General features: G+C 73.7%; 23 protein-coding genes, 1 tRNA gene and 1 other RNA gene. 15 read left to right on the top strand and 10 right to left on the bottom strand.

All coding sequences use genetic code 11. From position 1 onward, the window contains the following. Positions 1-4 precede the first annotated feature (4 nt). On the bottom strand, positions 5-2,032 hold the full coding sequence (locus K8U61_RS12775; RefSeq protein ID WP_224123413.1) for a DNA polymerase III subunit gamma and tau: 2,028 nt from the start codon (positions 2,030-2,032) through the stop codon (positions 5-7). Between the two features lie 103 nt (positions 2,033-2,135). Between K8U61_RS12775 and ffs the strand changes: the two genes are divergently transcribed. After that, positions 2,136-2,226: signal recognition particle sRNA small type (gene ffs / locus K8U61_RS12770), an RNA gene on the top strand. A gap of 76 nt (positions 2,227-2,302) precedes the next feature. After that, positions 2,303-2,391 (top strand) — tRNA-Ser (locus K8U61_RS12765). 61 nt (positions 2,392-2,452) lie between these two features. Here the strand turns inward: K8U61_RS12765 and K8U61_RS12760 are convergent. Beyond that, the gene (locus K8U61_RS12760; RefSeq protein ID WP_224123412.1) at positions 2,453-3,436 is read right to left on the bottom strand and encodes a hypothetical protein; all 984 of its coding nucleotides are present in this window, start codon (positions 3,434-3,436) and stop codon (positions 2,453-2,455) included. A 119-nt stretch (positions 3,437-3,555) separates the two neighbouring features. On the opposite strand from K8U61_RS12760, the gene K8U61_RS12755 reads away from it, so the two are divergent. Both K8U61_RS12755 and K8U61_RS12750 read left to right on the top strand, forming a co-directional pair. After that, a complete protein-coding gene (locus tag K8U61_RS12755; protein WP_224123411.1) occupies positions 3,556-4,644 on the top strand; it encodes a DUF1214 domain-containing protein in 1,089 nt (362 codons plus the stop codon). A gap of 10 nt (positions 4,645-4,654) precedes the next feature. Continuing rightward, positions 4,655-5,839 (top strand): sulfotransferase family protein, encoded by a 1,185-nt coding sequence (locus K8U61_RS12750; protein WP_224123410.1) that lies wholly within the window; start codon positions 4,655-4,657, stop codon positions 5,837-5,839. Positions 5,840-5,854: 15 nt separating this feature from the next. Here K8U61_RS12750 and K8U61_RS12745 read toward each other — a convergent pair whose 3' ends face one another. The 6 genes from K8U61_RS12745 to K8U61_RS12720 all read right to left on the bottom strand — a co-directional run bounded on the left by K8U61_RS12745 (position 5,855) and on the right by K8U61_RS12720 (position 12,150). After that, positions 5,855-7,114, bottom strand: a complete 1,260-nt coding sequence (locus tag K8U61_RS12745; protein WP_224123409.1) for a S8 family serine peptidase — start codon at positions 7,112-7,114, stop codon at positions 5,855-5,857. Further along, positions 7,102-8,517, bottom strand: a complete 1,416-nt coding sequence (gene eccB / locus K8U61_RS12740; RefSeq protein ID WP_224123408.1) for a type VII secretion protein EccB — start codon at positions 8,515-8,517, stop codon at positions 7,102-7,104. Before eccB ends, K8U61_RS12745 begins: the two co-directional genes overlap by 13 nt. A 12-nt stretch (positions 8,518-8,529) precedes the next feature. Beyond that, a complete protein-coding gene (gene eccD, locus K8U61_RS12735) occupies positions 8,530-9,882 on the bottom strand; it encodes a type VII secretion integral membrane protein EccD (protein WP_224123407.1) in 1,353 nt (450 codons plus the stop codon). 86 nt (positions 9,883-9,968) lie between these two features. Then, positions 9,969-10,265: a WXG100 family type VII secretion target gene (locus tag K8U61_RS12730; RefSeq protein WP_224123406.1), complete on the bottom strand. Its 297-nt coding sequence runs from the start codon at positions 10,263-10,265 to the stop codon at positions 9,969-9,971. Between the two features lie 29 nt (positions 10,266-10,294). Further along, positions 10,295-10,615 carry a WXG100 family type VII secretion target gene (locus tag K8U61_RS12725; RefSeq protein WP_224123405.1) on the bottom strand — a complete coding sequence of 107 codons (321 nt, stop codon included), beginning with the start codon at positions 10,613-10,615 and terminating at the stop codon, positions 10,295-10,297. A gap of 134 nt (positions 10,616-10,749) precedes the next feature. After that, the gene (locus K8U61_RS12720) at positions 10,750-12,150 is read right to left on the bottom strand and encodes a hypothetical protein (protein WP_224123404.1); all 1,401 of its coding nucleotides are present in this window, start codon (positions 12,148-12,150) and stop codon (positions 10,750-10,752) included. A gap of 62 nt (positions 12,151-12,212) precedes the next feature. On the opposite strand from K8U61_RS12720, the gene eccCa reads away from it, so the two are divergent. Next, positions 12,213-16,193: a type VII secretion protein EccCa gene (eccCa, locus tag K8U61_RS12715; protein WP_224123403.1), complete on the top strand. Its 3,981-nt coding sequence runs from the start codon at positions 12,213-12,215 to the stop codon at positions 16,191-16,193. On the opposite strand, the gene K8U61_RS12710 is transcribed toward eccCa, so the two are convergent. Beyond that, entirely contained in the window at positions 16,190-16,639 is a 450-nt protein-coding gene (locus tag K8U61_RS12710) for a nuclear transport factor 2 family protein (protein ID WP_224123402.1), read from the bottom strand. The genes eccCa and K8U61_RS12710 overlap by 4 nt on opposite strands. Before the next feature lie 198 nt (positions 16,640-16,837). Between K8U61_RS12710 and K8U61_RS12705 the strand changes: the two genes are divergently transcribed. The 3 genes from K8U61_RS12705 to K8U61_RS12695 are packed head-to-tail and all read left to right on the top strand — an operon-like array spanning position 16,838 to position 17,862. Next, the gene (locus tag K8U61_RS12705) at positions 16,838-17,011 is read left to right on the top strand and encodes a hypothetical protein (RefSeq protein WP_224123401.1); all 174 of its coding nucleotides are present in this window, start codon (positions 16,838-16,840) and stop codon (positions 17,009-17,011) included. A 51-nt stretch (positions 17,012-17,062) separates the two neighbouring features. Further along, positions 17,063-17,359 carry a type II toxin-antitoxin system VapB family antitoxin gene (locus K8U61_RS12700; RefSeq protein WP_224123400.1) on the top strand — a complete coding sequence of 99 codons (297 nt, stop codon included), beginning with the start codon at positions 17,063-17,065 and terminating at the stop codon, positions 17,357-17,359. Beyond that, positions 17,359-17,862: a LytR C-terminal domain-containing protein gene (locus tag K8U61_RS12695; protein ID WP_224123399.1), complete on the top strand. Its 504-nt coding sequence runs from the start codon at positions 17,359-17,361 to the stop codon at positions 17,860-17,862. Before K8U61_RS12700 ends, K8U61_RS12695 begins: the two co-directional genes overlap by 1 nt. 176 nt (positions 17,863-18,038) lie before the next feature. Here the strand turns inward: K8U61_RS12695 and K8U61_RS12690 are convergent, their stop codons facing one another. Continuing rightward, positions 18,039-19,538 (bottom strand): potassium/proton antiporter, encoded by a 1,500-nt coding sequence (locus K8U61_RS12690; protein WP_224123398.1) that lies wholly within the window; start codon positions 19,536-19,538, stop codon positions 18,039-18,041. An 80-nt stretch (positions 19,539-19,618) separates the two neighbouring features. Between K8U61_RS12690 and K8U61_RS12685 the strand changes: the two genes are divergently transcribed. The 7 genes from K8U61_RS12685 (at position 19,619) to K8U61_RS12655 (ending at position 26,953) form a co-directional block, all read left to right on the top strand. Then, positions 19,619-21,091 carry an FAD-binding protein gene (locus tag K8U61_RS12685; RefSeq protein WP_224123397.1) on the top strand — a complete coding sequence of 491 codons (1,473 nt, stop codon included), beginning with the start codon at positions 19,619-19,621 and terminating at the stop codon, positions 21,089-21,091. A 228-nt stretch (positions 21,092-21,319) separates the two neighbouring features. After that, positions 21,320-22,489 (top strand): pyridoxal phosphate-dependent aminotransferase, encoded by a 1,170-nt coding sequence (locus tag K8U61_RS12680; protein WP_224123396.1) that lies wholly within the window; start codon positions 21,320-21,322, stop codon positions 22,487-22,489. A 63-nt stretch (positions 22,490-22,552) separates the two neighbouring features. Next, a complete protein-coding gene (locus tag K8U61_RS12675) occupies positions 22,553-22,855 on the top strand; it encodes a WXG100 family type VII secretion target (RefSeq protein ID WP_224123395.1) in 303 nt (100 codons plus the stop codon). Continuing rightward, a complete protein-coding gene (locus K8U61_RS12670; RefSeq protein WP_224123394.1) occupies positions 22,852-24,228 on the top strand; it encodes a hypothetical protein in 1,377 nt (458 codons plus the stop codon). The genes K8U61_RS12675 and K8U61_RS12670 overlap by 4 nt, the downstream gene beginning before the upstream one ends. Before the next feature lie 40 nt (positions 24,229-24,268). Continuing rightward, on the top strand, positions 24,269-24,715 hold the full coding sequence (locus K8U61_RS12665; RefSeq protein WP_224123393.1) for a hypothetical protein: 447 nt from the start codon (positions 24,269-24,271) through the stop codon (positions 24,713-24,715). Between the two features lie 13 nt (positions 24,716-24,728). Beyond that, complete coding sequence (locus tag K8U61_RS12660; protein ID WP_224123392.1) at positions 24,729-25,652, top strand: ESX secretion-associated protein EspG; 924 nt, start codon at positions 24,729-24,731, stop codon at positions 25,650-25,652. Further along, positions 25,649-26,953, top strand: coding sequence for a hypothetical protein (locus tag K8U61_RS12655; protein ID WP_224123391.1), 1,305 nt, complete (start codon positions 25,649-25,651; stop codon positions 26,951-26,953). Before K8U61_RS12660 ends, K8U61_RS12655 begins: the two co-directional genes overlap by 4 nt. Positions 26,954-26,986 lie beyond the last annotated feature (33 nt).

The following is a 26,986-nucleotide window of genomic DNA, read 5'->3' as shown; positions in this document are numbered from 1 at the left end:
ATCGTCACTGGTGACGGATCTCCTCGATCATCTGGGCGCCGAGCTCGCGCTGGAGCAGCTCGGCGGAGCTGATGCCCTGGTGCTCGGCATCGAGGTCGTCGGGGTGGGCCTCGGCGTCGACCGAGGCCCAGTCGGGGCCGGCGTCCGGCTTCTCGTCGGGCGACCGGGTCTGTTGGATGGCCTCCCGCGCGGCGGCGCTGGCGTCCGAGGACGGGGCGGCGGGCGCCGGCTCGGGGGCGGGCTCGGGGGCCGGCTCCGGCTCGGGCTGCCGCTCGGGCACGGCGGCCCGGGTGACGGTCGGGGTGCCCTCGGCCTGGGCGCCGGGGTCGACGATCGTCTCGATCTTCCAGTCGGCGCCGACCACGTCGACCGCAGCCCGGTGGAGCACGTCGTCGCAACCCGCACTGACGAAGGAGTCGCGGGCGCCGACGTTGCTGAAGCCGAGGGTGAGGACCTGGCCGTCGACGGCCACCACCTGGCAGTTCTGGGTGAGGTGCATCCAGGCCAGGCGGCGCTTGGACTTGGTGGCGTCGACGATGTCGGGCCAGAGGCGGCGTACGTCGACGAGGGTGAGCCCCCCGGACGGTGCGGGCGCGGCATCGGGCGCCTCGGCGACGGGCTCGGGCTCCGGTGCGGCGACCGGTGCGGCGACCGGTGCGGCGACCGGCTCGGGCGCGGGATCGGGCGCGGGAGCCTCGACCGGCTCGACCGCCGACGCGGGCTCCGGCCGGGGCTCGGGGCGCGGCTCGGGCTCCGGGCGGGACGCGGCCGGGTCCGGCGCCGCGGGGCGGGCCGGCGGCGGCACCGGGCGGTCCTGCGCGGGCTGGCTCGGCGCGGCCACGGTCGGGGTGGGTGCACCGCCCGCGATGGTGAGGCGCTTCTCGAGCCGGTCGAGGCGGGCCAGCACGCCGTCGGTCGCGTGGTCGGCGCCGGGCAGCAGGATCCGCGCGCAGAGCAGCTCGAGCAGCAGCCGCGGGGCGGTCGCGCCGCGCATCTCGGTGAGCCCGGTCGCGGCGATGTCGGCGGCCCGGCTCAGCTCCGCCGAGCCGAAGCGGGCGGCCTGGGCGACGAGCCGCTCGCCCTGGTCCTCGGAGACGTCGATCAGCCCCGTCGCGGGCGCGTCGGGGACGGCGGCGACGATGACGAGGTCGCGCAGCCGCCGCAGGAGGTCCTCGGTGAAGCGGCGCGGGTCCTGGCCGGTCTCGATCACCTTGTCGACCACCCCGAAGACCGCGGCGCCGTCACCCGCGGCGAACGCGTCGACCACGTCGTCGAGCAACGTGTCCGGCGTGTAGCCGAGGAGGCCGGTCGCCAGGTCGTAGGTGACGCCCTCCGGTCCGGCCCCGCCGAGCAGCTGGTCGAGCACGCTGAGCGTGTCGCGGGCCGAGCCGCCGCCCGCCCGGACCACCAGCGGCAGCGCCGCCGGGTCGATCCGCACGCGTTCCTTCTCGCACAGCTCGGAGAGGTAGGACGAGAGCAGCCGCGGCGGGATCAGCCGGAAGGGATAGTGGTGGGTCCGCGAGCGGATCGTGGCGAGCACCTTGTCGGGCTCGGTGGTCGCGAAGATGAAGCGCAGGTGGGGCGGGGGCTCCTCGACGAGCTTGAGCAGGGCGTTGAAGCCCTGCGTGGTGACCATGTGGGCCTCGTCGATGATGTAGACCTTGTAGCGGCTCTTCACCGGTGCGAAGAAGGCCTTCTCGCGCAGGTCGCGCGCGTCGTCGACGCCACCGTGGGAGGCCGCGTCGATCTCGATCACGTCGATCGAACCGGGCCCGCCGCGGGCCAGGTCGCGGCAGCTCTCGCACTCCCCGCACGGGTCGGCGATCGGCGCCTGCTCGCAGTTGAGCGCGCGCGCCAGGATCCGGGCGCTGGTGGTCTTGCCGCAGCCGCGGGGACCGGAGAAGAGGTAGGCGTGGTTGACCCGGTTGTTGGCCAGCGCGGCGCGCAGCGGCTCGGTCACGTGATCCTGGCCGATGACCTCGGCGAAGGTCTCGGGCCGGTAGCGGCGGTACAGCGCGAGGGGGGACTCCACGCCTGAACCCTAACCAGCGGCCCCGACAGTCGGTAGCGGGCACCGCACCCGGGCTCCGCCCCCGTCTTGGAGCGCCCGAGGCCGCTCACCTAGACTTCGGGCCAACCCCCCGCGTGGCGGCACCTCGCCCAACTCCCCCAGGGCCGGAAGGCAGCAAGGGCAAGCGAGCTCTGTCGGGTACGCGGGGGGCCTTTTCGTCTCCGCGTCCGGCCACGCGCCTCGCCTCAGCCGATTTCGCGGCGTCGTACGCCGACCGGTACCCTCCTCGGCGGAGGTATCGCCTAGTGGCCTATGGCGCTCGCTTGGAAAGCGGGTTGGGTTAATAGCCCTCGGGGGTTCGAATCCCCCTACCTCCGCCACCCGAGGACGGCGTCGCACACCAGTGCGACGCCGTTCGTGCTCCCGGAGGTGCCGCGAGCCTCAGGAGCCGTCGTCGACGAGCTTGTCGATGTCGGAGTCGCCGTCGTCGCCGGACCAGCTGACGTACACGACGTGGCTCCCGTCGGAGCGGTCCTTGACGTGGGTCCGGCCCGGCTGGAGCATCCAGCTCTCCCGGGTCATCGAGGCGATGACCGTCGGGGAGCCGGCGATCGGGGATCGGACCAGATCGAAGACGCACGGGTCGGGGCTGCCGCACTGCGGGTCGTTCTCGAAGTAGTAGACGGTCCCGTCGGAGCTGACCGAGGTACCGGTACGCGCGAGTCCGTCCTCGTAGGACACGAGCTCGACGGTCCGCTTCGTCTTGATGTCGTAGCGCTCGACGGACGAGGTGTAGTCGCCGTAGGAGAACCAGGCATACGTCACGTACCGGCCGTTGACCTGACCGACGAGGGTGTCGGCGTAGTCGTAGTTCGCGTGGTCGATCTCGCGTCGCTCGTGCGTCACCCGGTTGTAGAGGATGACGGTGTGGAGCGGGTAGTCGTTCCGCTGGGGGGTCGATCCTTGGACCAGCAGCCAGGGCCCGCTGGCCGTCAGCGAGCCGCGGATGCTGCTGCGCTTGCCGCCGGCGATGCTCGTGGGCAGCGCGGAGCGCTGCTTGGTCTTGAGGTCGTAGCGGTGGATCCTCGGCGCGTTGCCGTGCAGCTGCTGGAGGTAGAAGGCGCTGTGACCGGTGACGTCGCCGCCGAGGCCCTGGGTGTTGGCGGCGTTGACCCGGATCCGCGCGTCATCGCCGTGCTGGACGTAGAAGTCGAACTTCTCGGCGTCGTTCGACCGGGACTGCGCCCAGCCGAACCAGCCGCCGTGGGCGGCGGGCGACGTCTCGTTCACGTTCGGGTCGTCCTTCACCGGCGTCGGCTCCAGCGGCGCCGCGACGGCCGCCGTCGCAGCGAGGACGGACAGGGCGATCGCGCTCACGAGGGCGGGAGCCCGCACCCCGGATCGACGGTTCTCCAGCACGGACATCACGACTTCCCCCGAGGCTCGACGCTTCCTCGATCCTCCGTGCGACCGTGACGCGGGTCAAGTTCTGGGCAAGTAGTTATTCCGTGACATCGCGTATGGCAAATGCTTACAGTGCCCGCATGACGCCGGATGTGACGACCGCCACGGCCAGCGACCGGGCGTGGGACGGCCTGCTGGGGATGCTCGGCGACCTGACGGCCGTGGTCCGCGAGGACGCGGCGGACGACCGGGAGCGGCGCGAGGGCTACCGGGTGCTCGGGCGGGTGCTGGCGCTGTGCAGCGAGCTCACCCTCGACGTCGACCCCGAGGTGCCGCGCTTCTTCCCGATGACGACCGCGATGCGGCAGGTCGGCGGGCCCAACCCCGACGGCGAGTACGACCTCGCGAGCATCCAGCCCGGCCGCGGCTACCGGATCACCGGCGAGCGCGGCACGGTCACCTACCTCGGCTTCCAGGTGATGGCCGGGACCGGGCTCAGCCCGCGCCGACAGGCGGCCTACGTCTCCGACCGCGACCTCGTCGTCGGCCCCGACGGCCGCTTCACACTGGTCCTCGCGCCGAGCGACCCCGGCACCGGCGAGCCGTGGGCGGCGATCCCGGAGGACGCCTCCGCGATCGTGGTCCGGCAGTACGTCGCCGACCGCGGCGCCGAGCGGCTCGCGACGTACGACGTCCAGCAACTGGTGCCGTCAGCACCGCTGGCGCCCGCGACCGACGAGGAGGTCGCCGACCAGCTGACCGCCCTCACCTGGACCGCGTTCAAGCTGATGACGCTGCACCGCTCGATCCTCCCGGAGCTGGTCACGGAGCCGAACCGGCTGGTGACCGCCGAGGCCGCCGCGATCGGGTCGGAGAACACCACGCCGGACAACCTCTACATGCTCGGCTCCTTCGACCTCGGGCCCGACGACGCCTGGGTGCTGGACGTGCGGCCGCCGGACACCCGCTACTGGTCGGTGACCCTGGAGAACATCTGGCACGAGTGTCTCGAGCCGGCCCGTACGGCGAGCTCCGGCACCCAGGTGCGGTTCAGCCCCCGCCCGGACGGGACCGTCCGACTGGTGGTCGCCGGCCGCGACCCGGGCGTCCCGAACTGGCTCGACACCGGGGGCCGCCGGCGCGGCTTCCTCGTCCTGCGCTGGCTCGGCAACCCGGCCCCGCCGGCGGTCGAGGCGCGCGTCGTACCGATCCCGGAGGTGTCGTCATGAAGGTGCGGGCATGAAGGCCCAGGAGCTGATCGACGGCGCGGTCGACGCGACCGGGCTGAGCGACTTCGGCGACGACGAGCTCTTCGGCGGCGACGGCTGGCGCGCCGCGCTGGACGTGCTCGTCGCGAGCTTCGACGACGAGGCCAGGCTCAACGACATCGGCCAGGTGATGGTGCCCGGGGAGCTCACCGGCTACCTCGTCAACCGGCTGGGCCTGGTCGCGCACCACCGCGCCCACCCCGACCTCCGGGAGCGGCCGATCACCGCGCCGCTGGTGATCATCGGCCAGGCCCGGACCGGCACCACGATGCTCTTCGACATGCTCGCGCAGGACCCGGCCCACCGCGTGCCGCAGACGTGGGAGGTCGACCAGCCGCTGCCGCCACCGCGCACCGAGACCTACCTGACCGACCCGCGGATCGCGGTCAGCGATGCGACCTTCGAGCTGGTCGACAGCGTCATCCCGGAGTTCCGCGCGGTGCACCAGCTCGGCGCCCAGCTCGCCCAGGAGTGCGTGCGGATCACCGGCAGCTGCTTCACCTCCGCGATCTTCCCGACGCAGTACCGCGTCCCGTCGTACCTCGACTGGCTGCTCCACGACGCCGTCGACGACGGCCACATCGCGGCGTCCTACACCTGGCACCGGCGTTTCCTCGAGGTGCTCCAGAGCGAGGCACCCGGCCACCGGTGGCTGCTCAAGACGCCCTTCCACTCCTGGACGCTGCCGCAGCTGGTCGCCGAGTACCCGGACGCGCTGCTCGTGCAGACCCACCGCGACCCGGCGAAGGTGATGGCGTCCACGACCAGCCTGCTCGCGACGCTGCGCCAGCTCGGCTCGTCGGAGATCGAGTACCAGGAGCTGGCGACCGAGTTCTACGAGATCATCCTCGGCGGCCTCGAGCGCACCGTGGACGCACGCCTCGACGGCACCATCGCGCCGGACCAGGTGGTCGACCTCCAGTTCGACCACGTGATGGCCGAGCCGCTGGCCGGGGCGCGGGCGGTGTACGACGGGTTCGGCTGGGACTTCACCCCCGACCTCGGGGCGCGGATGTCGGAGTTCCTGCGCACCCACGAGCGCGAGGGCCACGGGCACCCCTACACGTTCGAGTCGACCGGGCTCGACCTCGACCGGGTCCGCACCGACACCGCGCGGTACGTCGCGCACTTCGGCGTACCGATCGAGCAGCGGTAGCGGCTCCCCGGCTGGCTACTGGCGGCGGCGGGCGAGCACCGGCCGCAGCAGCAGCGCGACCACGACGAGCCCGCCTCCGATGAGCGCCCACCACACGGCGTCGTCGCGGGTGGAGGCGAGCAGGTCGGTCGGGGCGCTCGGCGGGCTGACCGGGCCGTCGGGGCCCGCCTCGGGCCGGCTCCGCTGCACCGTGCCGTCCTCGGCCGGGTCGACCGGACGGGTCAGCGCGTCGAGCGGCTGCACGATGCCGTAGCCGGTGAGCGGCGTCGGGTCGTCGGTGGTGCCGCTGGCGGTGTTGACCAGCCGCGCCACGATCTGCGCCGGCTGCTCCTCGGGGAAGCGCTGCCACAGCAGGGCCACGACGCCGGCGACCTCGCCGGTCGCGGCCGACGTCGACGGCGCGGCGACCCGGCAGGTCTTGCCGTTGAGGCCGTAGGAGACACCGTCGGCGGTCGGCACGGCGACCGTGGTGTCGGAGTTGGGCAGCACGTAGGTGGCGTCGTCGGCGCCCGCGACGCCGCCGACCGTGGTGTTGACGGCGACCACGCCCGCGAAGGCCGGCAGCTTGCCGTCGTCGGCGGCGTCCACCTGGGGACCGGGCTGCCCCGCCTCGGCGGTGTCGGTGCTCGTGCTCTCCACCGGATCCCCGGTCGCCGCGACGACCACGACGCCGGCGGCCTGGGCCTTCGCCACGGCGTCCTCGAGTCCCGACCCGGAGCCCGCGTCGAAGGCGACGGTGGCGACCTTGATGTTGAGCGGCTTCGCGTTCTGGGCGACCCAGTCGAGACCCTGGGCCACGCTGTCCGGGGTCGGGGGCACCTGGTCGCGCTCCCCCACGCGGACCGCCGCGACCTGCACGTCGACGATCTCCGTGTGCGGAGCGAACCCGACCGGGTCGCCGCCGGCGCGCGCCGCGCCGGCCACCAGACCGGCCACCTCGGTGCCGGAACCGTCGACCACGCCGTCGTCGCCCTGCGCGATCCGCTCGGCCTGGTGCACGACGATGCCGCCGTCGCCCGGCACCCGGACGCCGGTGTCGAGCACGGCGACCCGGACCGGCGGCTGGCTGACGTAGCGGTCGGCGACGTCGGCCGCGGCCGCCATCCCGAGCAGGTCGTACGGCGTGCTGGGGCCGGTGATGTCGGTGCTCGAGTCGGTGCGCTGGGTGATGGCGGTGCAGTCGGCCTGGTCGGCCTGCGCCGGGGCGGCCACGAGCACCACCGGGAGGCCCGCGAGCGCGGCGCCGGCGACGACGACCGAGCTCAGTCGGCGCATCCCGACCGGTCCTCGGGCTGCGGCGGCGAGAGGGCGGCGGCCTGGGACAGGTTGACCCCGCAGCCGAAGAGCTTGATCCAGGAGTCGGGGACCACGACGGTCGGCACGTCGGCGTACCCGAGCTGCGCGGCGGCGGTGGACCCGACGAGCGGGTTGGCGCGGCCCTTGGAGTCGATGACGTACGGCGAGCCCTGGCCGGCGACCGTGAAGCTGCCCGAGAGGACGTAGGCCCCGCGGCCGGGGTCGACGACCTGGTCCTTCTCGTCGTGGCGGACGCCGGAGCCGCTGGTGGCCGTGCCAGCGTCGGCCAGCTGGACCACCGGGGCGGCGTCCGGGTCGGTCGCGAGGGTGGCGCACGGCTGGGACGGGGCGGCCTGCCCCTGCGGCAGCACCGAGGCCGGCCAGGCGCTGTCGGCGAGGGTCTTCTCGTCGCGGTTGGCGGTCGGCGGCCCGTCGACGTCCCGGGGGACTGCCAGGCGGTTCTTGTCGTCGACGACGCCGGCGTAGACCGCGGCCTCGAAGTCGGTGAGCTGGTGCACCCCGTCGTTGGTGATGAGGTAGTGGTTGCCGTCGCTGGCGTTGAGCAGCTGGCCGACCCGGTAGTCCTCGAGGTCGGCGGCGCCGGTCGGCGGCGAACCCACGCCGGTCAGCCCGAAGCTGCTGTAGTCGAGGTCCGCTCCGACCGGGAAGAGGTCGAGCCACTCCCGGCTCACCTTGATCGCCTGCGCCTGCGTCGGGAGGCCCAGCGAGCTGAGCAGGTTGTCGGTCTGCGGGCCGGTCGTGGCGTCCTGGTCGGGCACCCGGTAGGCGACGGCGCCGTCCGGGCCGGAGATCACGGCGTAGCGGGTGCCGCCGACCATGACGGTCACGCCGTTGTCGGTCGCCGGCGTGACGTCGGGGTCGCTCGACACCGTCATCCGGACTCCGCGTCCGTCGGCGGTGCAGGCGCTCCAGCCGGTGTTGATCAGCCGGGACGGGCTCGGCACGCTCGCGGGCGCGCCCAGGATGCCGATGTCGCTGCCGATCCGCTGGCCGTCGATGGTGTCCTGCTCGATCAGGGTCGGCTCGGTGTCGGCGCCGAGGATGAGCGCGGCGCTCGTGGAGTTGAGGACGGGGTGCAGCTCGGGGTCGTCGCTGTCCTCGGTGATGACGTAGGCGGCGCCGGTCTCCTTGGAGATGATCAGGCCACGCTGGGTCCAGTCCTCGGGGGCGGTCGGGGAGAACACCCCGGCGATCGCGGCGCCGGCGGCGAGCAGGACGGCGAGCGCGAGGCCGCCGACGATGGTGCGACCCGGCCGGGCCGGCTCGACCTCCCGGCCGCCCGGGGCGCCGGAGACGAACGCCGTCACCAGGCGGCGTCGGCTGAAGGAGTAGGCCTCGACGAGGTCCTTCTTGGTGGCCATCGGTCGCGGGCCCTACCCGCGGATCGCCGAGAAGAGGCCGACCGCGAGCACCAGCAGCGGCAGCAGGGCGAGCAACGAGACGCTCTCGGCCACGTCGCCGAGGCGGCCGCGGCGTACGGACGCGGAGTCGGGCAGCAGGGTGGCGGCGAGCACCACGGCACCGGACGCCGCGAGGACGACGGCGACGGTCGGCCGCCAGTCGGGGTGCAGCCACAGGGTCGACACCGCGACGGAGACCAGGCCGACGATCCCGGACACCAGGCCCACGAGGACCTCGGGGCTGGTGCGGTACTGGCGGGTGCGGAGCATGACGGCCAGGCAGCAGAGCACCGCGAGGACCGCACCGGCGACCCCGAGCGACACCGCGAGCGGCGCGATCACGACGAGCAGCAGGCCGACCGTGGCCGAGATCGACACGAGGATCTCGTGCGCGACGCGGGCGTCGGCACCGACCCGGCCGGGGTCGATCGCGCGCGGGTCGGCGGTGATGTCGGCGACGCTGTAGAGCTGGTCGACGGCCGTGCCGGTCGCGCCGAGCGCCATCCACGGGAAGACGCTGCCCGCGATGACGACGAGGACCAGGACGACGGTCAGGACGATGGCCGGGTCGAAGTCGGCCGCCTGCATGATCAGGCCGGTCGCCAGGAAGACCGCTCCCACGACGACGGGCGGGATCACCAGGGCGCGCCCGTCGCCGAGGCCGACGAGGCAGATCAGCCCCGCGGCCAGCGCGGCGCCGCCGGCGGTGGCGACGGGGAAGCCGAAGAACGGTGGGTCGGTGACCAGCATCAGACCGGCCACCGCGGCGTAGAAGGAGCCCATCCACGCGACCGCCACGGCCGCGGCGGGCTCGCGCTGCGCGCGGGAGAGGACGATCGCGCCCGTCACGAGGGCGACCGCCACCACGGCCGCGGCCGCTCCGGCGAGCACCGACCCGCGCTGGATGAGGAGGGCGACCGCACCCAGCCCCATGAGGAGGCCGGCGGCCGCCAGCGCCGTACGCCGGCCCGAGGCCGGCTCCCACGGCTTGAGGTCGTGCTCGACGACGTCGGTCATCGCCTCGACGACGTCGTCGTAGACGCGCGGCGGCTCGTCGTCGACGCCGGCCGCGACGGTCAGCAGGCCGCCGTCCTCGACGCCCTGCATGACGAGGCCGGCGTCCACGGCGAGCTCGCGGCCCTCCGCGGTCACCAGCCGGTAGCCGCCGTACACGGTGGACGGGTCGAGGAGCCCGACGCTGCGGGCCAGCTCGGGGACGAGCTCGGCGACCGGCACGGCGCCGGGCAGCACGAGGTCGACCCGGCGGGTGCCCGACGCGACCGTCACGCGGACCAGCCCCGACGTGCTCACGGGTGCCTGGCTCATCGACCCTCCCCTACTCCCCAGTCATGACCCTCTGGACCTGCGAAGGGGCCGGCGCACCAGCGCCGACCCCCCCTACAGATACCTGGTCAGATGTCGAAAGACGCCGCGCCGCGCGCGTCGGCGGCCTTGTAGTCGGCGTTCGACTGGTGGACCTGGGCGCTGGTCTGCGCGAGGAGGTCCTTCATCTCGTTCATCGCGCCGTCCCACTTCGCCTTGGCGGTGACGTAGGCCTGCTGCGCGTTACCGCTCCAGTCGCTGCGCAGGGGCGCGAGCTCCGACTCGAGGCGGTTGAGGCGGTCGTCGATCTTCTTGACCGCGGTGCCGAGGTCCTCGGCCGCCTGGTCGAGGCCGGCGTGGTTGACACGGAGTCCGTCGAGGCTCATCAGTCTCTCTCCCATCGATCCGCAGCGGCTCAGCCGAGCCGGCCGGCGACCTTGTTGTAGTTGGCCGACTGGGTGTCGTCGGTGCTCATGTTGTCGCGCTCGGTCGAGGTCAGCGAGGCCTCGAAGTCGTTGAGCGCGTTGGTGATCACGGTCTGCTTCTCGGTCCACGCCTGGTGCAGCGTGAAGAAGGCGGTGCCGCCGGCACCGGCCCACTTGCCCTGGAGACCAGCGATCTGGCCGTCCAGCGCCTTGCTCAGCGAATCGAAGTCCTGCTTGGCCTGCGTCACGAGACCGGCCGCGCGGCTCAGTGTCCGCTCGCCCTGTCCCATCTCCGGTGCGCCATTGGACATGTCGCCCAACTCCTTCCCCCGATGGCGGCGATCTGGCCGCCCGAGAACTGTTGTGTGAGTCCTTCAGAGCCGGTTCGGAAGCTGTCCCCCGCGCCGGACAGTCAGCGATTACCCGGGCCCCTGTGCCCTAAACATCACGTCCCCAGCTCCCACAGGCTGGTGATCTCCCAGAGCTCGCGGAACCATCCGGACGCCACCACGAGCGAGGCGAGCGCGAGCGCGCCGACCAGCCCCTCGGCCACCTCCGCCCGCCGCGACCACCACGCCGAGCGCCAGCCGCGGCCCACCGCGACGGCGACCACGACGAGCCCGATCGCGAGCACGACGGCGACGACCGCCGCCGCCCACAGGGGCGCCTCGTCGAGCACCTGGGCGCCGACGACGACCAGGGGGACCCAGCACGCCAGCCCGGCCAGCCGCAGGAGCGTGCGGGACGCGGTGTGCCGGTAGCTGCGGGCGGCGAGCAGCAGCCCGGCGCCAGCGAGGCCCACGAGGCAGCGCGCCCCGATCCGGTCGATCGGCAGCCGCGCGGAGTGCAGCAGGAGGATCGAGGAGGACGCCGCGACCACGAGGATCGCGGCCGACGCCGCGGTGAGGAGACGGGTGCCGCGCTCGGCGACGGCCGCCACCGCCGCCTCCGGCACGACCGAGCGCCCGCGCTTGCCGCCCGGCCGGGTGCGCGCCGACCAGGCGGTGACCGCGAGCCGCTCGAGGTCGATGAGGTACTGGTCGGGCACGTCGACGGCGTACCCCGGGACGAAGCGCGCGGCGAGCAGGGCGAGCACCAGGAGGGCGGCCCACGGGAGTCGGGGCGGCGCACCCGCGAGGGCGCACAGGCCGGTGAGGCCGAAGACGGCCGAGCCGGCCACGATCCAGACCTGCAGCGCCTCGTCGGCCCAGCGGCCGAGGGCCCGGCCGACCGCCGCCGCGACGGCGGCGGCGAGGCCGCAGACCCCGGCGAGCATCGGCCAGCGCTCGGGATGGGGGTCCCAGGCGAGCGCGAAGGCGGCGGCCGCGGCGAAGGCCGGCGCGGCGACGACGCGTGGCAGCGCGTGCCGCCCGACGGGGAGCACGCCGACCAGCGCGCCCACGACGAGCAGGTCGACCACGGCGACCCGGGCCCAGTCCTCCGAGGCGGTGGCGGCGCACCAGCCGGCGAGCGCGGCGGCCGCCGCGGCGAGCGTGGCCGCACCGGCGGCCAGCGCGCCGGAGCCGGACGACGACGCGTGCGGCGTACGCCGCTCCTGCGGGCGCTGCGCGGCCGGGACCACCTGGTCGGTGGCGATGAGCAGGCCACCGGGGGCGACCCCGGCCTGCGCGAGCGGGAGGTCCGGCTCGAGCAGCGCGCCGAGCGGCGTGCAGAGGGTCGGGACGACCTGGAGGCCGGCCTGTCGCGCGTACTCCTCGGCGACGTCGGCGGCGACCGCGGCGGTGGGGACGAGCAGGTCGAGCACCCCGGCCGGTCCGTGCACGCTGAGGGCCAGGCTGTCCCCGGTCCCCACGGCGGACCCGGCAGCCGTCGGGTTGGTCGTCACGACGTCCACCTTCCCCCGCGTGTGCAGGCGTCAACCGCATCGAATGGGGTAGATCATTGCGCGTGACGACGACGCTGCGTGGGACGCGCCTCGACGAGCCGGAGATGCCGTCGGGACAGATCGTGCTCCAGCCCCCGCCCCAGATCGAGCCCAACGAGGGCGCCAGCGGCGTCCTGATGAACGCCATCCCGATGCTCGGCAGCCTCGGCTCGATCGTCCTGGTCGCCACGATGGGCAAGACCAACGGCGGTCGCGGGCTGATCGCCGCGGGCATGTTCCTCTTCGCGACGCTCGGCTTCATCATCGTCCAGATCGACCGGCAGCGTAAGCAGCGCGCGCAGCAGGTGACCGGCTCGCGCACGGAGTACCTCCGCTACCTCGCCAACGTCCGCAAGATCGCCCGCGAGGCGGCCGACCAGCAGCGCCGGGCGCTGACCTGGCACCACCCGGACCCGGCCTCGCTGCCGGCGCTGGCCGACGAGCGGTCGCGGGTCTGGGAGCACGGCACCGCCGACCCCGGCTTCCTCCAGGTCCGCTACGGCCTCTGCGCCCAGCCGCTCTCGCTCGAGCTGGTGCCACCCGAGAGCACCCCGATCGACCAGGTGGACCCGGCGGCGGCCTCGGCCCTGCACCGTCTGCTCGTCGTGCACCGTCAGCAGCCCGACCTGCCGGCCTCGGTCGACCTGCGCGCCTTCGACCGGATCGAGGTGTGCGGGGGCGAGGAGCCGGCCCGCTCGCTGGCCCGGGCGATGATCTGCTCCGCGACGGCCTTCCACTCTCCCGAGCACCTCGTCGTCGCGGTGCTCACCACGGAGCAGAACCTCGCCCACTGGGACTGGATCAAGTGGCTGCCGCACGCCCAGAGCGCGCAGCAGTCCGACGCGGTCGGCCCGATGCGGATGGTGTCGACCTCGCTCGAGGACCTCGCCGCGATGCTGCCGCCGGACCTCAGCGAACGCCCGCGCTTCGGCGCCGACGAGCGGCCGGCGACCCCGCACCTGCTGCTGGTGACCGACGGGAGCCAGCTGCCGCCCGGCAACCACGTCGTGCCGCCCGACGGCCTGCACGGCGTGACGCTGCTCGACCTGCCGGTCCGGTGGGACGAGCTCGAGGACGCGAGCCGGCTGCGGATCCTGGTGGAGGGCGAGCCCGCCAGCGACGGTCGCCCGCCCGTGCTGGCGCTGCGGCTGCGCGAGGAGCCGATCCGGGCCCGGGCCGACCAGTGCCCGATCGCGACCGCGGAGGCGTTCGCCCGGCGGCTGACCCCGCTGCACACGATCGCCTCCGGCGTGGTGGAGACGAGCGGCAGCGAGATCGCCGGCCCCACCGACTTCATGGAGCTGCTCGCGCTCGGCGACGTGCACTCCTTCGACCCGTCCCGCGCGTGGCGGCCCCGGCCCGCCCGCGACCGGCTGCGGGTGCCGATCGGCCTCGGCGAGGGCGGCTCGCTGGTGCACCTCGACATCAAGGAGTCCGCCCAGCAGGGCATGGGCCCGCACGGCCTGGTGATCGGCGCGACCGGCTCCGGCAAGTCGGAGTTCCTGCGCACCCTGGTGCTCGGCCTGGCGATGACCCACTCGCCCGAGCAGCTCAACATGGTGCTGGTCGACTTCAAGGGCGGTGCGACCTTCGCCGGCATGTCCGAGATGCCGCACGTCTCGGCGGTCATCACCAACCTCGCCCAGGAGCTCACCCTCGTCGACCGCATGCAGGACGCGCTGTCCGGCGAGATGGTGCGCCGCCAGGAGCTGCTCCGCGAGGCCGGCAACTTCGCCTCGATCCGCGACTACGAGAAGGCCCGCGCCGGCGGCGAGGACCTCGCCCCGATGCCGTCGCTCTTCCTCGTCGTCGACGAGTTCTCCGAGATGCTCTCGGCCAAGCCGGAGTTCATCGACCTCTTCGTCGCGATCGGCCGACTCGGCCGTTCGCTCGGCCTGCACCTGCTGCTCGCCTCGCAGCGTCTCGAGGAGGGCCGGCTCCGCGGCCTGGAGTCGCACCTCTCCTACCGGGTCGGCCTGCGCACCTTCAGCGCCTCCGAGTCGCGGTCGGTCCTCGGCGTCCCCGACGCCTACGAGCTGCCGGCCGACCCCGGCCTCGGCTACCTCAAGCCCGACCCGTCGACGATGCTGCGCTTCAAGGCGGCGTACGTCTCCGGTCCGCCGACCGGCCGCGCGCCGGTACGCCGCGACGAGGGCGGCAAGGTCCGGGGCATCCTGCCCTTCACGATCTCGGAGGTGCAGAGCCTCGAGGTCGCCGAGCCCGAGCAGGCGCCGGTGGTCCCGCAGACCCCCGGCGAGTCCGACTCGCTGCTCGACATCGCCGTGCGGCACATGATCGGCCAGGGCCCCGAGGCCCACCAGGTCTGGCTGCCGCCGCTCGACGTCCCCGACACCCTCGACGACCTGATGGCCGACCTGGCGCCCGACCCGTCGCTCGGGCTCGTGTCCCGGCAGTGGCGCAGCCTGGGCGGGCTCGTCGTGCCGCTCGGCACCGTCGACCGGCCGCGCGAGCAGCGCCGCGACACCCTCACCGTCGACCTCAGCGGCGCCGGCGGCCACGTCGCCATCGTCGGCGGGCCGCGCAGCGGCAAGAGCACCCTGGTGCGCACCATCGTCGCGAGCATGTCGCTGACCACGACGCCCCAGGAGTCGCAGTTCTTCGTGCTCGACTTCGGCGGCGGCACGTTCGCGCCGTTCGCGGGTCTCCCGCACGTCGCGGGCGTCGGCACGCGCTCCGAGCCCGACGTCGTACGCCGGATCGTGGCCGAGGTCCGCGGGGTCGTCGACCGCCGCGAGGCCTACTTCCGCGCCAACGGCATCGACTCGATCGAGACCTACCGCTCGCGCCGGGCCTCGGGCCGCGCCGACGACGGCTACGGCGATGTCTTCCTGGTCGTCGACGGCTGGAGCACGCTGCGTGCCGACTTCGACGACCTCGAGGCCGAGATCCAGCAGCTCGCCACCCGCGGCCTCACCTTCGGCCTGCACGTCGTGGTCGCCGCCGCCCGGTGGGCGGACTTCCGGGCCGCGATGCGCGACCTCTTCGGCACCCGGCTCGAGCTGCGTCTCGGCGACCCGATGGACTCCGAGATCGACCGCAAGATCGCGGCCCTGGTGCCGACCGGCCGGCCCGGACGCGGCCTGGTGCAGGGCAAGCTGCACTTCCTGGCCTCGCTGCCCCGGGTCGACGGCACCTCGGACCCCGAGTCGCTCGGCGACGGCGTCGAGGACCTGATCAAGCAGGTCTCGGCGGCCTGGACCGGCCCCTCCGGCCCGAAGCTGCGGCTGCTGCCCGAGCGGATCTCGCTCGAGGAGATCCGCGAGCTCGCCCGGCCGGCCGCCGAGGACAAGCGGCTGCTGCTCGGCGTCAACGAGAAGGACCTGGCAGCGGTCGGCATCGACGTCGACGCGGAGCCGCACCTCCTGCTCTTCGGCGACGGTCAGTCCGGCAAGAGCGCGGTGCTGCGCGCCTACGCCCGCGAGGTGATGCGGACCCGCTCGCCGAAGGAGGCGCAGCTGGTCGTCGTCGACTACCGGCGCTCGATGCTGGGCGAGGTGCCCGACGAGTACCTCCTCAACTACCTCACCTCCGGCACCCAGGCGCAGCCCGCGCTGCGCGACCTGGCGTCGTACCTCGAGAGCCGGATCCCCGGCCCGGACGTCACCCCCGAGCAGCTGCGCAACCGCTCGTGGTGGCAGGGCGCCGAGGTCTACGTGCTCGTCGACGACTACGACCTGGTCGCCACCCAGCAGTCCTCGCCGGTGCAGGTGCTCGCGCCGCTGCTCGCCCAGGCCCGCGACGTCGGCCTGCACCTGGTCGTCGCCCGCCGCTCCGGCGGCGCGTCCCGGGCCCTCTACGAGCCGGTCATCCAGTCGCTGCGCGACCTCGCCATGCCGGGCCTGCTGCTCTCCGGCAGCCCCGACGAGGGCCCGCTCCTCGGCAACCAGAAGCCGCTGCCGGCCCCTCCGGGCCGCGGTCGGCTCGTCACCCGCGACCGCGGCATCGAGGTCGTGCAGATGGCGTGGTCGGAGCCGTCGCTCTAGACGTGCGTGTGCTCGCCCGGCCCGTTGACCTTCGTGCCCGGCAGGTCGGCCAGGTTGTAGGTGATCTCGAAGGTACGGCGGTAGCCCGTGTGGGCGACCCGCCAGCCGTCGGGGGTGCGCACGTAGCGGTCGGAGTAGAACGCCGCGCCCTCGAGCATGAACTGGAAGGCCGGGACGATGACCTTGTCCTGGAGGTACCAGCGACCGGTGGCGGTGTCGCCGTCCACCTCCACCTCGGGGTGGTGCACCTGGTGCATGGTCAGGAAGCCCTCGCCGAGGTTCTCGCGCATGTAGCTCACCAGCGCCTCGCGGTCGGTGAACTCCAGACCGTTGTAGTCGCCGGTCGCCTCGGGCACGAAGCAGTCGCGGAAGTCGTCCCACTGCTTGGTGTCGAGGCTGCGCAGGTAGCGGTACTTCAGATGGCTGATCGCGGTGATGTCGTCCACAAAATTAGAACGTATTCCAGTTTTGTCGGACGCGACAGCAAACGCCGGACCGCAGATGTTTGACGCGCCCGTAACGTGCGGTCAACCTCCCGGCGATCTGAACGATCCAATCTGGTCCTGCGCGGCCGTCCCATCCACGGTCGGCCCCGCGCCCCACCCGATCACATCCGATCACCGACTCGATCTTGGGAGGCACAGATGGACGAGCGCACCACCTTCGACCGCAAGTACGACGAGCTGCTGGAGAAGCGCACGCAGCTGCGCCTGCGCCACGCGCAGGCGCTGACCTCCTTGATGGAGGAGCGCACCGACCTGCGCGGCGTGCACGCCCTCGCCGACCACTTCGACGACGCGGTGCGCTGGACCGCCTGACCACCCGCCGGGGGTGAGCCCGGCTGCGGAGGGCGTCGTTATAGTCGCCGCGTGATCTTCAAGCGCGTCGGCGTCGGGAGGCCCTATCCCGATCACGGGCTCACCTCCCGGGCGTGGGCCGCGGTCCCGCCGCGCCAGGTCCGCCTCGACCAGCTGGTGACCACGAAGGACACGCTCCAGCTCGCCGCCCTCCTCGACGAGGACTCCACCTTCTACGGCGACCTCTTCGCCCACGTCGTCGAGTGGCAGGGCGAGTACTACCTGGAGGACGGCCTGCACCGCGCGCTCCGGGCCGCGCTCCAGCAGCGCAACGTCCTGCACGCCCGGGTCCACACGCTGGAGGGCTGATGACCCAGGGGGTGCGCACGACGGTCACCCTGGCCGCGCTCGGCCTGCTGCTAGTCCTCGCCGGGCTCTGGGGATGGCAGGCCGCCACCGAGCCGCTGCCGGCCAAGGTCGACTCGCCGATCTGCGTGACGACGCCGGTCGCGGCCGGCGAGAAGATCTTCCCCGAGCAGGTGACCGTCAGCGTCTACAACGCCGGTCAGCGACAGGGCCTGGCGGGACGCACCATGAGCCAGCTCAGCGACGCCGGCTTCGCCGAGGGTCAGGTCGGCGACATCACGAACGCCAGGGTCACGACGGTGGCGATCTGGGCCGACGACCCCGACAACCCCGCGGTCAAGCTCGTCGCGAGCCGCCTCGGCCCCGACGTCGAGATCACCCGGCGCGAGGGACCGGGCGCCGGGGTCGACGTGATCGTCGGCGACGGCTTCGAGGACGTCGTCCGCGGGAACCGCTCGGTGGTCGCCGGGACCGACACCTCCATCTGCAGCCCGCCCGTGGAGTGATCCGGTCGTCGGCCTAGTGTCGCGGGTGGAAGGTATCTGGATGGTTGGTGTCGTCAGGGTGCGTGCCTGGCAAGGCGGCGTCGCGCCGGGCTACCGGGCGTAACTCCAGCGATGCCAACGCAGCCAGGTGCGTGCCATGGCGGCTCGAACCGTCCAACGACTTTTCGCCCGCGGCACTAGTCGCGGTGGCCCAGCCACTGCGCGAGCCGGCCGTGCGCGCTGACCTGGCGCAGCCGCTCCTCGGTCCTCTCCCGCAGCTTGCGCGGGGTGACCACCAGCAGGTCGTCGCCGTGGCGCAGCACCGTACGACGCTCGGGCACGATCGTCCGTCCCTCGCGGATCACCATCGAGACCGAGGCGCCCGTCGGCAGCCGCAGCTCGCCGACCTCGACGCCGTGCATCTTCGAGACCGGGCTGATCGTGACCTGGAGCAGGTCGGCGGCGATCCGCTCGAGCGGGGCGGCCTCGACCTCGAGACCACGCGGCTCCGACCGCCGGGCGACCTTGAGCACCCGCGCGACCATCGGCAGGGTCGGCCCGGTCAGGAGCGTGTAGATCACGACCATCACGAAGACGATGTCGAAGAGTCGCTCGGCCTGGTCGATCCCCTCGGCGAGCGGGATCGTCATCAGCACGATCGGCACCGCCCCGCGCAGACCGGCCCAGGAGATGAAGCCGAGCTCGCGCCAGGGCATCGGCTGGACGACGGCGCTGACGAGCACCGACAGCGGCCGGGCGACCAGCGTCAGGATCAGGCCGGCGAGGATCGCGAGGCCGACCGTCTCCAGGGTGATCCGTCCGGGCGAGAGCAGCAGGCCGAGCATCACGAACAGCCCGATCTGCGCGAGCCAGGCGACACCCTCGGCGAAGGAGCGGGTGGCCGCCCGGTGCGGCAGCTCGGAGTTGCCGAGCACGAGCGAGGCGACGTACACGGCCGCGAACCCGGACCCGTGCACGAAGGACGCGCTGCCGTAGCCGAGGAAGGCGATGGTGAGGACCGCGAGCGGGTAGAGGCCGGACGACGGGAGCGCGGCACGTCGCATGATCCAGGCGCCACCGAAGCCCGCGGCCAGGCCGATCGCGGTGCCGGCCGCGAGCTCGTAGGCGACGATCCCGAAGAGCGCGAGCGGGCCGTGCTCGTCGAGGGCGCCGGAGGCCACGAGCGTCACCAGGACGACGGTCGGGGCGTCGTTCAGCCCGGACTCGGCCTCGAGCGTGCCGGTGAGCTTCTTCGGCAGGGGGACGACGCGCAGCACGGAGAACACCGCCGCGGCGTCGGTCGGGGACGTGACCGCGCCGAGCAGGAGGGCGAGCTCCCACGGCAGGCCGAGCAGGAAGTGCGACCCGAGCGCCACGACGGCGACCGAGACGGCGACGCCGACGGTCGCGAGCGAGACGCCGAGCCGGATCGAGGAGCGCATCTCGCGCCAGCTGGTGGTGAGACCGCCCTCGGCCAGGATGATCGCCAGCGCCGCGAAGCCGAGGGCGTGGGCGAGCTCGGCGTCCTCGAACCCGATGCCGAGTCCCTTCTCGCCGAGCGCGACGCCCATGAGCAGGTAGACGAGCAGGCTCGGCAGCCCGGCGCGGGAGGAGACCCGCACCGCGAGGATCGCCAGGAAGGTGACCGCCGACCCCACGAGCACGAACGTGTCGAGATCGTGGACGTCGAACGACAAGGGTCACCTCGGCGATGGTCGGGGCGGCGGACCCCAACCCTATCGGTGCGACTAACTGGAACTTGTTCTAGATTTGCATCATGAGCACAGCTGGCACCGCCCTCCCCGAGGTCCTCGACGAGTCGGTCCTCACCGCAGGCCAGGACGCCCCGTCGTACGACGTGGTCGTCGTCGGCTTCGGCATCGCCGGCGGCTGCGCCGCCCTCGAGGCCGCCCGGGCCGGAGCGCGGGTGCTGCTGCTCGAGCGAGCGGCCGTCCACGGCGGCACCTCGGCGATGTCCGGCGGTCACTTCTACCTCGGCGGCGGCACCGCGGTGCAGCAGGCGACGGGCTGGGAGGACTCGGCCGACGAGATGTACAAGTACCTCGTCGCGGTCTCCAAGCAGCCCGAGCACGACAAGATCCGCGCCTACTGCGACGGCTCGGTCGAGCACTTCGACTGGCTGGAGGCGCTGGGCTTCGAGTTCGAGCGCTCCTACTACCCCGAGAAGGCGGTGATCCAGCCCGGCACCGAGGGGCTGATGTTCACCGGCAACGAGAAGGTGTGGCCCTTCAAGCAGGAGGCCGTGCCCGCGCCGCGGGGCCACAAGGTGCCGGTGCCCGGCGACACCGAGGGCACCAAGATGGTGATGGACCTGCTGCGCGCACGGGTCGAGGAGGCGGGCGTCGAGGTCCGCTACGAGACCGGCGCGACGAACCTCGTGGTCGCCGCCGACGGCGCGGTGGTCGGCGTCGCCTGGCGCTCCTTCGACGACACCGGCGTGATCGCCACCCCGGCCGTGGTGGTCGCCGCCGGCGGCTTCGTGATGAACCCGGACATGGTCGCCGAGCACACGCCGGCGCTGGCGGAGAAGCCCTTCACGCTGGGGTCGACGTACGACGACGGCCTGGGCATCCGGCTCGGCGCGTCGGTCGGCGCGGACCTCAAGCACATGGAGGAGCCCTTCATCACCGCGCCGTTCTACCCGCCGTCGGCGCTGATGACCGGCTTCATCGTCAACAACCGCGGCGAGCGCTTCGTGGCGGAGGACTGCTACCACTCGCGGACCTCGCAGTTCGTCATGGAGCAGCCCGACCACACGGCGTACCTCATCGTCGACAGCGAGCACGTGGAGTACCCGAAGTTCCCGCTCGTGCCGCTCATCGACGGCTTCGAGACCATCGAGGAGCTGGAGTCGGCCCTCGACCTGCCGGCCGGGTCGGTCGCCGCGACGCTCGAGCGCTACAACAAGATGGCCGCGGCCGGCGAGGACCTCGACCTCCGCAAGGGCGCCGAGTGGCTGGCGCCGCAGGACACCGGCCCGTGGGCGGTCTTCGACCTGCGGCTCGGCAAGGCGATCTACGCCGGCTTCACCCTCGGCGGCCTGCGCACCTCGGTCGACGGCGAGGTGCAGCGCCCCGACGGGTCGGTCATCGTCGGCCTGTACGCCGCCGGCGCCTGCGCGTCCAACATCGCCCAGGACGGCAAGGGCTACTGCTCCGGCACCCAGCTCGGCGAGGGGTCGTTCTTCGGCCGGCGGGCCGGACGTCATGCGGCGGGTTTCCCCGGCTGACCGGGGATTCCCGCCGGGTGGTCAGCCGATCCCCGCCCGACACGCCGAGGAGTGCCCGCGCGCCGGGCGGGTTTAACCCGCCCACCGCGGAAAACCCCCCCCGTACAATCGCCCCAAAACAGACCGCGGGGGGTTCTGCCTGCCCCCCCCCGACAGGCGGGGGGGGGCCCGCGGGGGGGGGGGGTTCCCCGGGCCGCCGGGGAAACCCCGCCGCCGTACAGTCGCCCCATGACCGACCGCTTCCAGGTGGCCAGCCGGGCGAACGTGCCGCCCTTCCACGTGATGGACCTGCTGGCGGCGGCAGCGGAGCGGCAGCGGACGCACGGCGACCTGCTCAGCCTGCTGGCCGGTCAGCCGATGACCGGGGCGCCGCGGCCGGTGCGCGAGGAGGCCAAGCGCCTCCTGGACGGCGCCGACCCGCTCGGCTACACCCCGGCGACCGGCATCCTCGAGCTGCGCCGGGCGATCGCGGCGCACCACCGGCGCGCGCACGGGATCGAGGTCGACCCGGACGAGGTCGTGGTGACGACGGGCAGCAGCGGCGGCTTCCTGCTGGCCTTCCTGGCGGCGTTCGAGGTCGGCGACCGGGTGGCGATGGCGCGGCCCGGCTACCCCTGCTACCGCAACGTCCTCACCGCGCTCGGCTGCGAGGTGGTCGAGATCCCGACCGGCCCGGAGACCCGCTTCCAACCGACGGTCGAGCAGCTGGAGCAGCTCGAGGACATCAAGGGCCTCGTCGTCGCCAGCCCCGCCAACCCCACCGGCACGATGCTGCTGCCGAGCGAGCTGGCCGCGCTGGCGGCGTACTGCGAGGCGCAGCGGATCCAGCTGATCAGCGACGAGATCTACCACGGCATCGAGTACGCACCCGAGCACCTCGCGCGCAGCGCCTGGGAGACCAGCCGCGAGGCGGTCGTCTTCTCCAGCTTCAGCAAGTACTTCTCGATGACCGGCTGGCGGATCGGCTGGATGCTCGTCCCCGACCGGCTGCGTCGCGCGGTCGACGTGCTCACCGGCAACTTCACGATCTGCCCGCCGGTGATCGCCCAGCGCGCGTGCCTCGCGGCCTTCGACGACGCGTCGTACGCCGAGCTCGACGGCCACGTCGCGCGCTACGCCGACAACCGCCGCCTGCTGCTCGACGGCCTGCCGAAGCTCGGCATCACCGAGATGGCCCCGGCCGACGGCGCGTTCTACGTCTATGCCGACGTCGGCCACCTCACCGACGACACCATGGCCTTCTGCCACCGGATGCTGTCGGAGGTCGGGGTCGCCATGGCGCCGGGCGTCGACTTCGACACGGTCGACGGGTCGCGCTTCGTGCGGCTCAGCTTCGCCGGCCCCGGCGCCGAGATCGAGGAGGCGCTGGAGCGGTTGTCCACAGTCGTCGACCGCTGACGTTTCTCCACAGCCGCCGGGCGGCGACGCTTCCCCCACGACACGCCACACGAGGGGGACGACATGCTGGCCGACACCGACTCCATCCGGGCGCTCGCGGGCGCCTTCCGCGAACGCGCCGACGAGCTCCGCGACGAGGCCGCCCGCCTCGACACGAGCGCGACCGACGTCGCCTGGCACGGGCTCACCGCCGACGCGATGCGCGGCCGGGCGCACGAGCGCACCGCCGCGCTCCGACGTACGGCGTCGCTCCACGAGGACGCCTCCGAGGCGCTGGACCGGCACGCCGCCGAGGTCGACCGGATGCTCGGCCTGGTCGGCAGCGCCCTGGACGTCGTCGACTCGCTCACCAGGCTGATCCCGTGAGCGCCCCCGAGCGGGCCGACATCACCGACGTCCGCGGCGGCGTCGGCGGCCTCGCGGCGGCGTACGACGAGGTGCGCGCGCTCGCCGACCTGTACGACGAGGCCGGCGACCGGCTCCGTGAGTGGAGCGGGCTGGGCGTCCGGGCGCTCGCCGACCCCGACCTCATCACCTCGGCGGCGCTGGCGCCGGCCACCTTCGCGCTCGCCGAGGGCGCGGTCGTCGCGGCCACGACCGGACCCGACGGCGTCCTCGTCGAGTCGTGCGGCTGGGAGGCCGACGCGGTGCTGGTGCGCGCGGCCCTCGACGGGATCGCCGCCGCCGACGCGATGACCGAGGTCGCCGTCGGCGAGCTCGACCGCCGGCTCGGCCTGGCCCTCGGCACCGCCCTCCGGCTCGGCGCGCCGCTGCTGCCCGTCGCCCGGCCGCTCGTCGACCGCCTGCCGGTCGAGGACGTCGTGCACGACCACCCCGGCCTGGTCGAGCACCTCGTCGACGGCGGCGGCGGCCTGGTCGGCGGGCTGCTCGGCACCGGCCTCATCACTCCCGACCTCCGGTCGGGCGCGCGGCTGCTCGCGACGCCGTACGGCGACGGCACGGCGGTCACCCGGCCGCGGCCCGACCTGACCGGCCGGGTGGAGAGCGGCCGGCAGCCCGACAGCGTGGCCGGGCTGGTGCGCCGGCTGCGGCGCGTGGCCGCGCTGTCGCCGGAGCCGGACTCCCGCGACAACGGCACGATCGAGGTGGAGTCGCTCGACGCCGGCACCGACCGGGCGCGGCACATCGTCTACCTCCCCGGCACCGACGACCTCGAGACGCTGCCCTGGACGCAGGACGACGACGTCCGCGACCTCGGCACCGACCTGCGGCTGATCGCCGGCGAGGACGACGCCTACCGCCGCGGCATCCTCGACGCGATGCACCAGGCCGGCATCGGCCCGCACGAGCCGGTGCTGCTCGTCGGCCACTCGCAGGGCGGGATGGAGGCGGCGTCGATCCTCGGCCACGGCAGCGGCTTCGACGTCACCCACGTGGTGACCGCCGGGTCGCCCACGGCGCAGGTCGACGGCTTCCCCACTGGCAGCCACGTCCTCTCGCTCGAGCACCGCGGCGACCTCGTGCCGCTGCTCGACGGGGCGCCCAACCCCGACACCGTCGGGCAGACCACGGTGACCTTCGAGGACGGCGGCGACTCGCTCGTCGACCGGCACTCCTACGGCCACTACGTCGCGGGCGCCGAGGCGGTCGACCGGAGCACCGATCCGACGGTCGTGGAGCAGCTCGAGAGCCTGCGCGCGCACGGGTTCCTGGCCGATCCGGGCGGCTCGTCCGCTAGCGTGACCAGCCAGGTCTTCCAGGTGGTGCGGGCGCCGTGAGCGGCGTTTCACCCTCGACGAATGCGGGCAAGCGGCGCTCATGTACGGCGACACCGACGTGATGCGCAAGCGCGCTCGCGAGCTGCGCGAGCAGGGTGTCGACCTGCGGGCGACGGCCGACCGTCTGGTCGCGCAGACCGAGCACGCCGGCTGGACCGGACGTGCCGCCGCGGCGCTCGACGAGCGGGTCCGCGACCGGGCCACCCACTTGCGCGAGGTCGCCGCCCAGCACGACACCGCCGCCGACACCCTCGACGCCCACCTCGCCGAGGTCGACCGGCTCAAGGACCTGATCGCGGCGATCGAGCGCCGCGCGGACGGGCTGGTCACCGAGGCACGCACCCGCGTGGCCCGCCTCCGGGCCGCCGAGAGCGGGGAGCACGGCCTGCGCGTCCTCCCCGACCCCGAGGACGAGCAGCTGGCCGCCTTCGAGGAGCCGCCACCGGGCCATCGCGCCTGGCTGGCGGTCGAGCTGCCCGGGCTCTGACCGGGGAGGACGCATGCCGACCATCGACCTGGGCACGCCGCCCCCTGCCCCCGCGGCGGGACTGACCAGCCTGCCGCGGCGCCTGACGCTGACCCTGCCCGAGCTGCAGCTGGTCGCGACGTACGCCGGGGGCGCGCCGCTGCCCTTCGAGCTGGTCCCGCCGCCTGCGGAGTCCGGGCTCGGCAGCCGCCTCGGCGCGACCCCCGCGACGCTGGACGCGGCGGCGTACGAGCGCGCCCTCGCCGCCCTCCACGACCCCGAGGCCTCGCTGGCCCGTCGCGGCCTGCTCGTCGACACCGCCGTCGACGACGGGCTCCTGGGCGCGGTCGGCCTGCTGGCCACGCCGAACGTCGCGCTCGACCTCGACATCAGCGCGGGCGGCGCCCGCGTCCGGGCGTGGCACCGCCAGCGGGACGGCGCGGTCGCGACGCTGGCGACCGCGGACGGGATCGTCTTCGAGCTCGCGTGGTTCGCCAGCGAGCGCTGGGGCGACGAGCTCGCGCGGGTCGCGGCGATCCCCGCCGAGATGGTCGGCCGCGCGTCCGCGGTGCCCGAGGTCGACCTGCCCTACGAGCTGCTCGACGCGGCCGGCGAGGCTAGCCGCACCGGCCGCACCGACCTGCTCCCCGTGCTGGTGGCCGACCACAGCTCCCAGGTCCGCGACAGCGACGGCCGGCCGCTGCGCGACCTCGACGTGCTGACCCTGCTCGGCGGCCTGACCACCGAGTGCCGCGGTCGGCTCCGGGCCCTGGTCGCCGACGTGTCCGTCGAGTCGACGACGCTGGTCGGCGTGGTGTCCTGGGTGCTGCTCGCCGACGGCTGGCGCGCGCTGCGCCCGCACCGGGCCGACGGCGTCGACCGGGTCACCGTCGCGCCCGTGTCACCGGAGGCGCTCGCCGTCGAGCTGGCGCCGGTCCTCGCCGAGGTGGTCCGATGACCGACGCGACCCGGCGTACGTCGGCCGCGCGCTACGACGACATGATGCGGCTCGCCGACCTCTTCGACGCCACCGGCGCCGACATGCGGCACCGCGCCGGCCTCGGGGAGCGGCTGCTCGGCGACCCCGCGCTGGCCGAGTCGGCGGAGCTCTCGACGGGCAGCTGGAACCGCTTCGACGAGGCGGTGCGCGGGGCGACCACCGGCAAGTACGGCCTGCTCGCCCGCTCGGTCGAGCTCGACGCCGACGCCCTCGTCGTCCGCGCGACCGTGCTGACCTACCGCTGGATCGACGAGCTCCAGGACGCCGCCTACCGCACGCTCGGGTCGGTCGCCGGCCGCGCGATCGGCTACCTCGCCCCGGAGGTCGCGCTCGGCGGGGCCGTCGTCTCCGCGGGGCTGATCGAGACCGATGCGCTCGACCGCGACGGGGTGACGGCCTACCTCGACGAGCTCGCCGAGAACAACCCGGAGCTGCTCGACCACGTGAGCACCGGCGGCGGGCTGCTCGACGGGTTGCGGCTGCGGTCGCTGCTGACCACCCCGGCGCTGGCCACCGAGGACGACGCCGCGGCGCGCGGCGGCCTGGCCGCGACCGGCGCGGAGACCTTTGCGGTCGACCTCGGCTCGGCCCTGCGCGACATCGCGGGCGGCCTGGTCGATCGGCCCGAGGACGACGGCACCGACGAGCCGCCGGCGGCCGAGGGCGCCGGCGAGCGACCGGGCGGCCTCGAAGACCTGATGGCGATGCTCTTCGCGGCCACCCGTGCGGTCACCGTGCAGCGCGTCGCACCCGGGGCGTACGTCGTCCTGCTGCCCGGTCCGCACGGGCGCTCCCAGTCCCAGCTGCGACTGGTCGGCGGAGACCACGTGCCCTACACCGACCGGGCCATCAAGGCGATCGAGGCCACGGTCCGCGCCGACCGGGTCGACGGTCCCGCGCGGGTGCTGCTGGCCGGGTCCGGACCGGGCGGGCCGACCGCGCTCGACATCGCGGCGCTGTCGGAGTCGACGCTGTTCGACGTCGAGCGCGTGGTCACCGCGGGCGCCCCGTCGGCGCTGGTGCCGCGGGTGCCGCGCCGCACCCGGATGATCTCGCTCGAGGACCGCACCGACCCCGTCGCGCTGCTCGGCTCCTTGGTCAACGCCGCCGCCGACAACCGGCTCACGGTGGTCTTCGACGGCACCGGCACCGAGGGCGCCGAGCGCTACCTCGCCGGCGCCCGCGCCGCCGACGCCTCGACCAGCCCGGAGCTGCGCGCCGAGCTCGACAGCCTGCGGGAGCTCGGCTACCTCGGCTGAGCGCGGCCCCTCGTCGGCCGGTGGTGCGTGGGC

This window comes from Nocardioides mangrovi, assembly GCF_020073815.1.
Taxonomy (GTDB): Bacteria; Actinomycetota; Actinomycetes; order Propionibacteriales; family Nocardioidaceae; genus Nocardioides; species Nocardioides mangrovi.
Note: the sequence above shows the minus strand (reverse complement) of the source record. Positions and strands in the feature narration are given on the sequence as shown.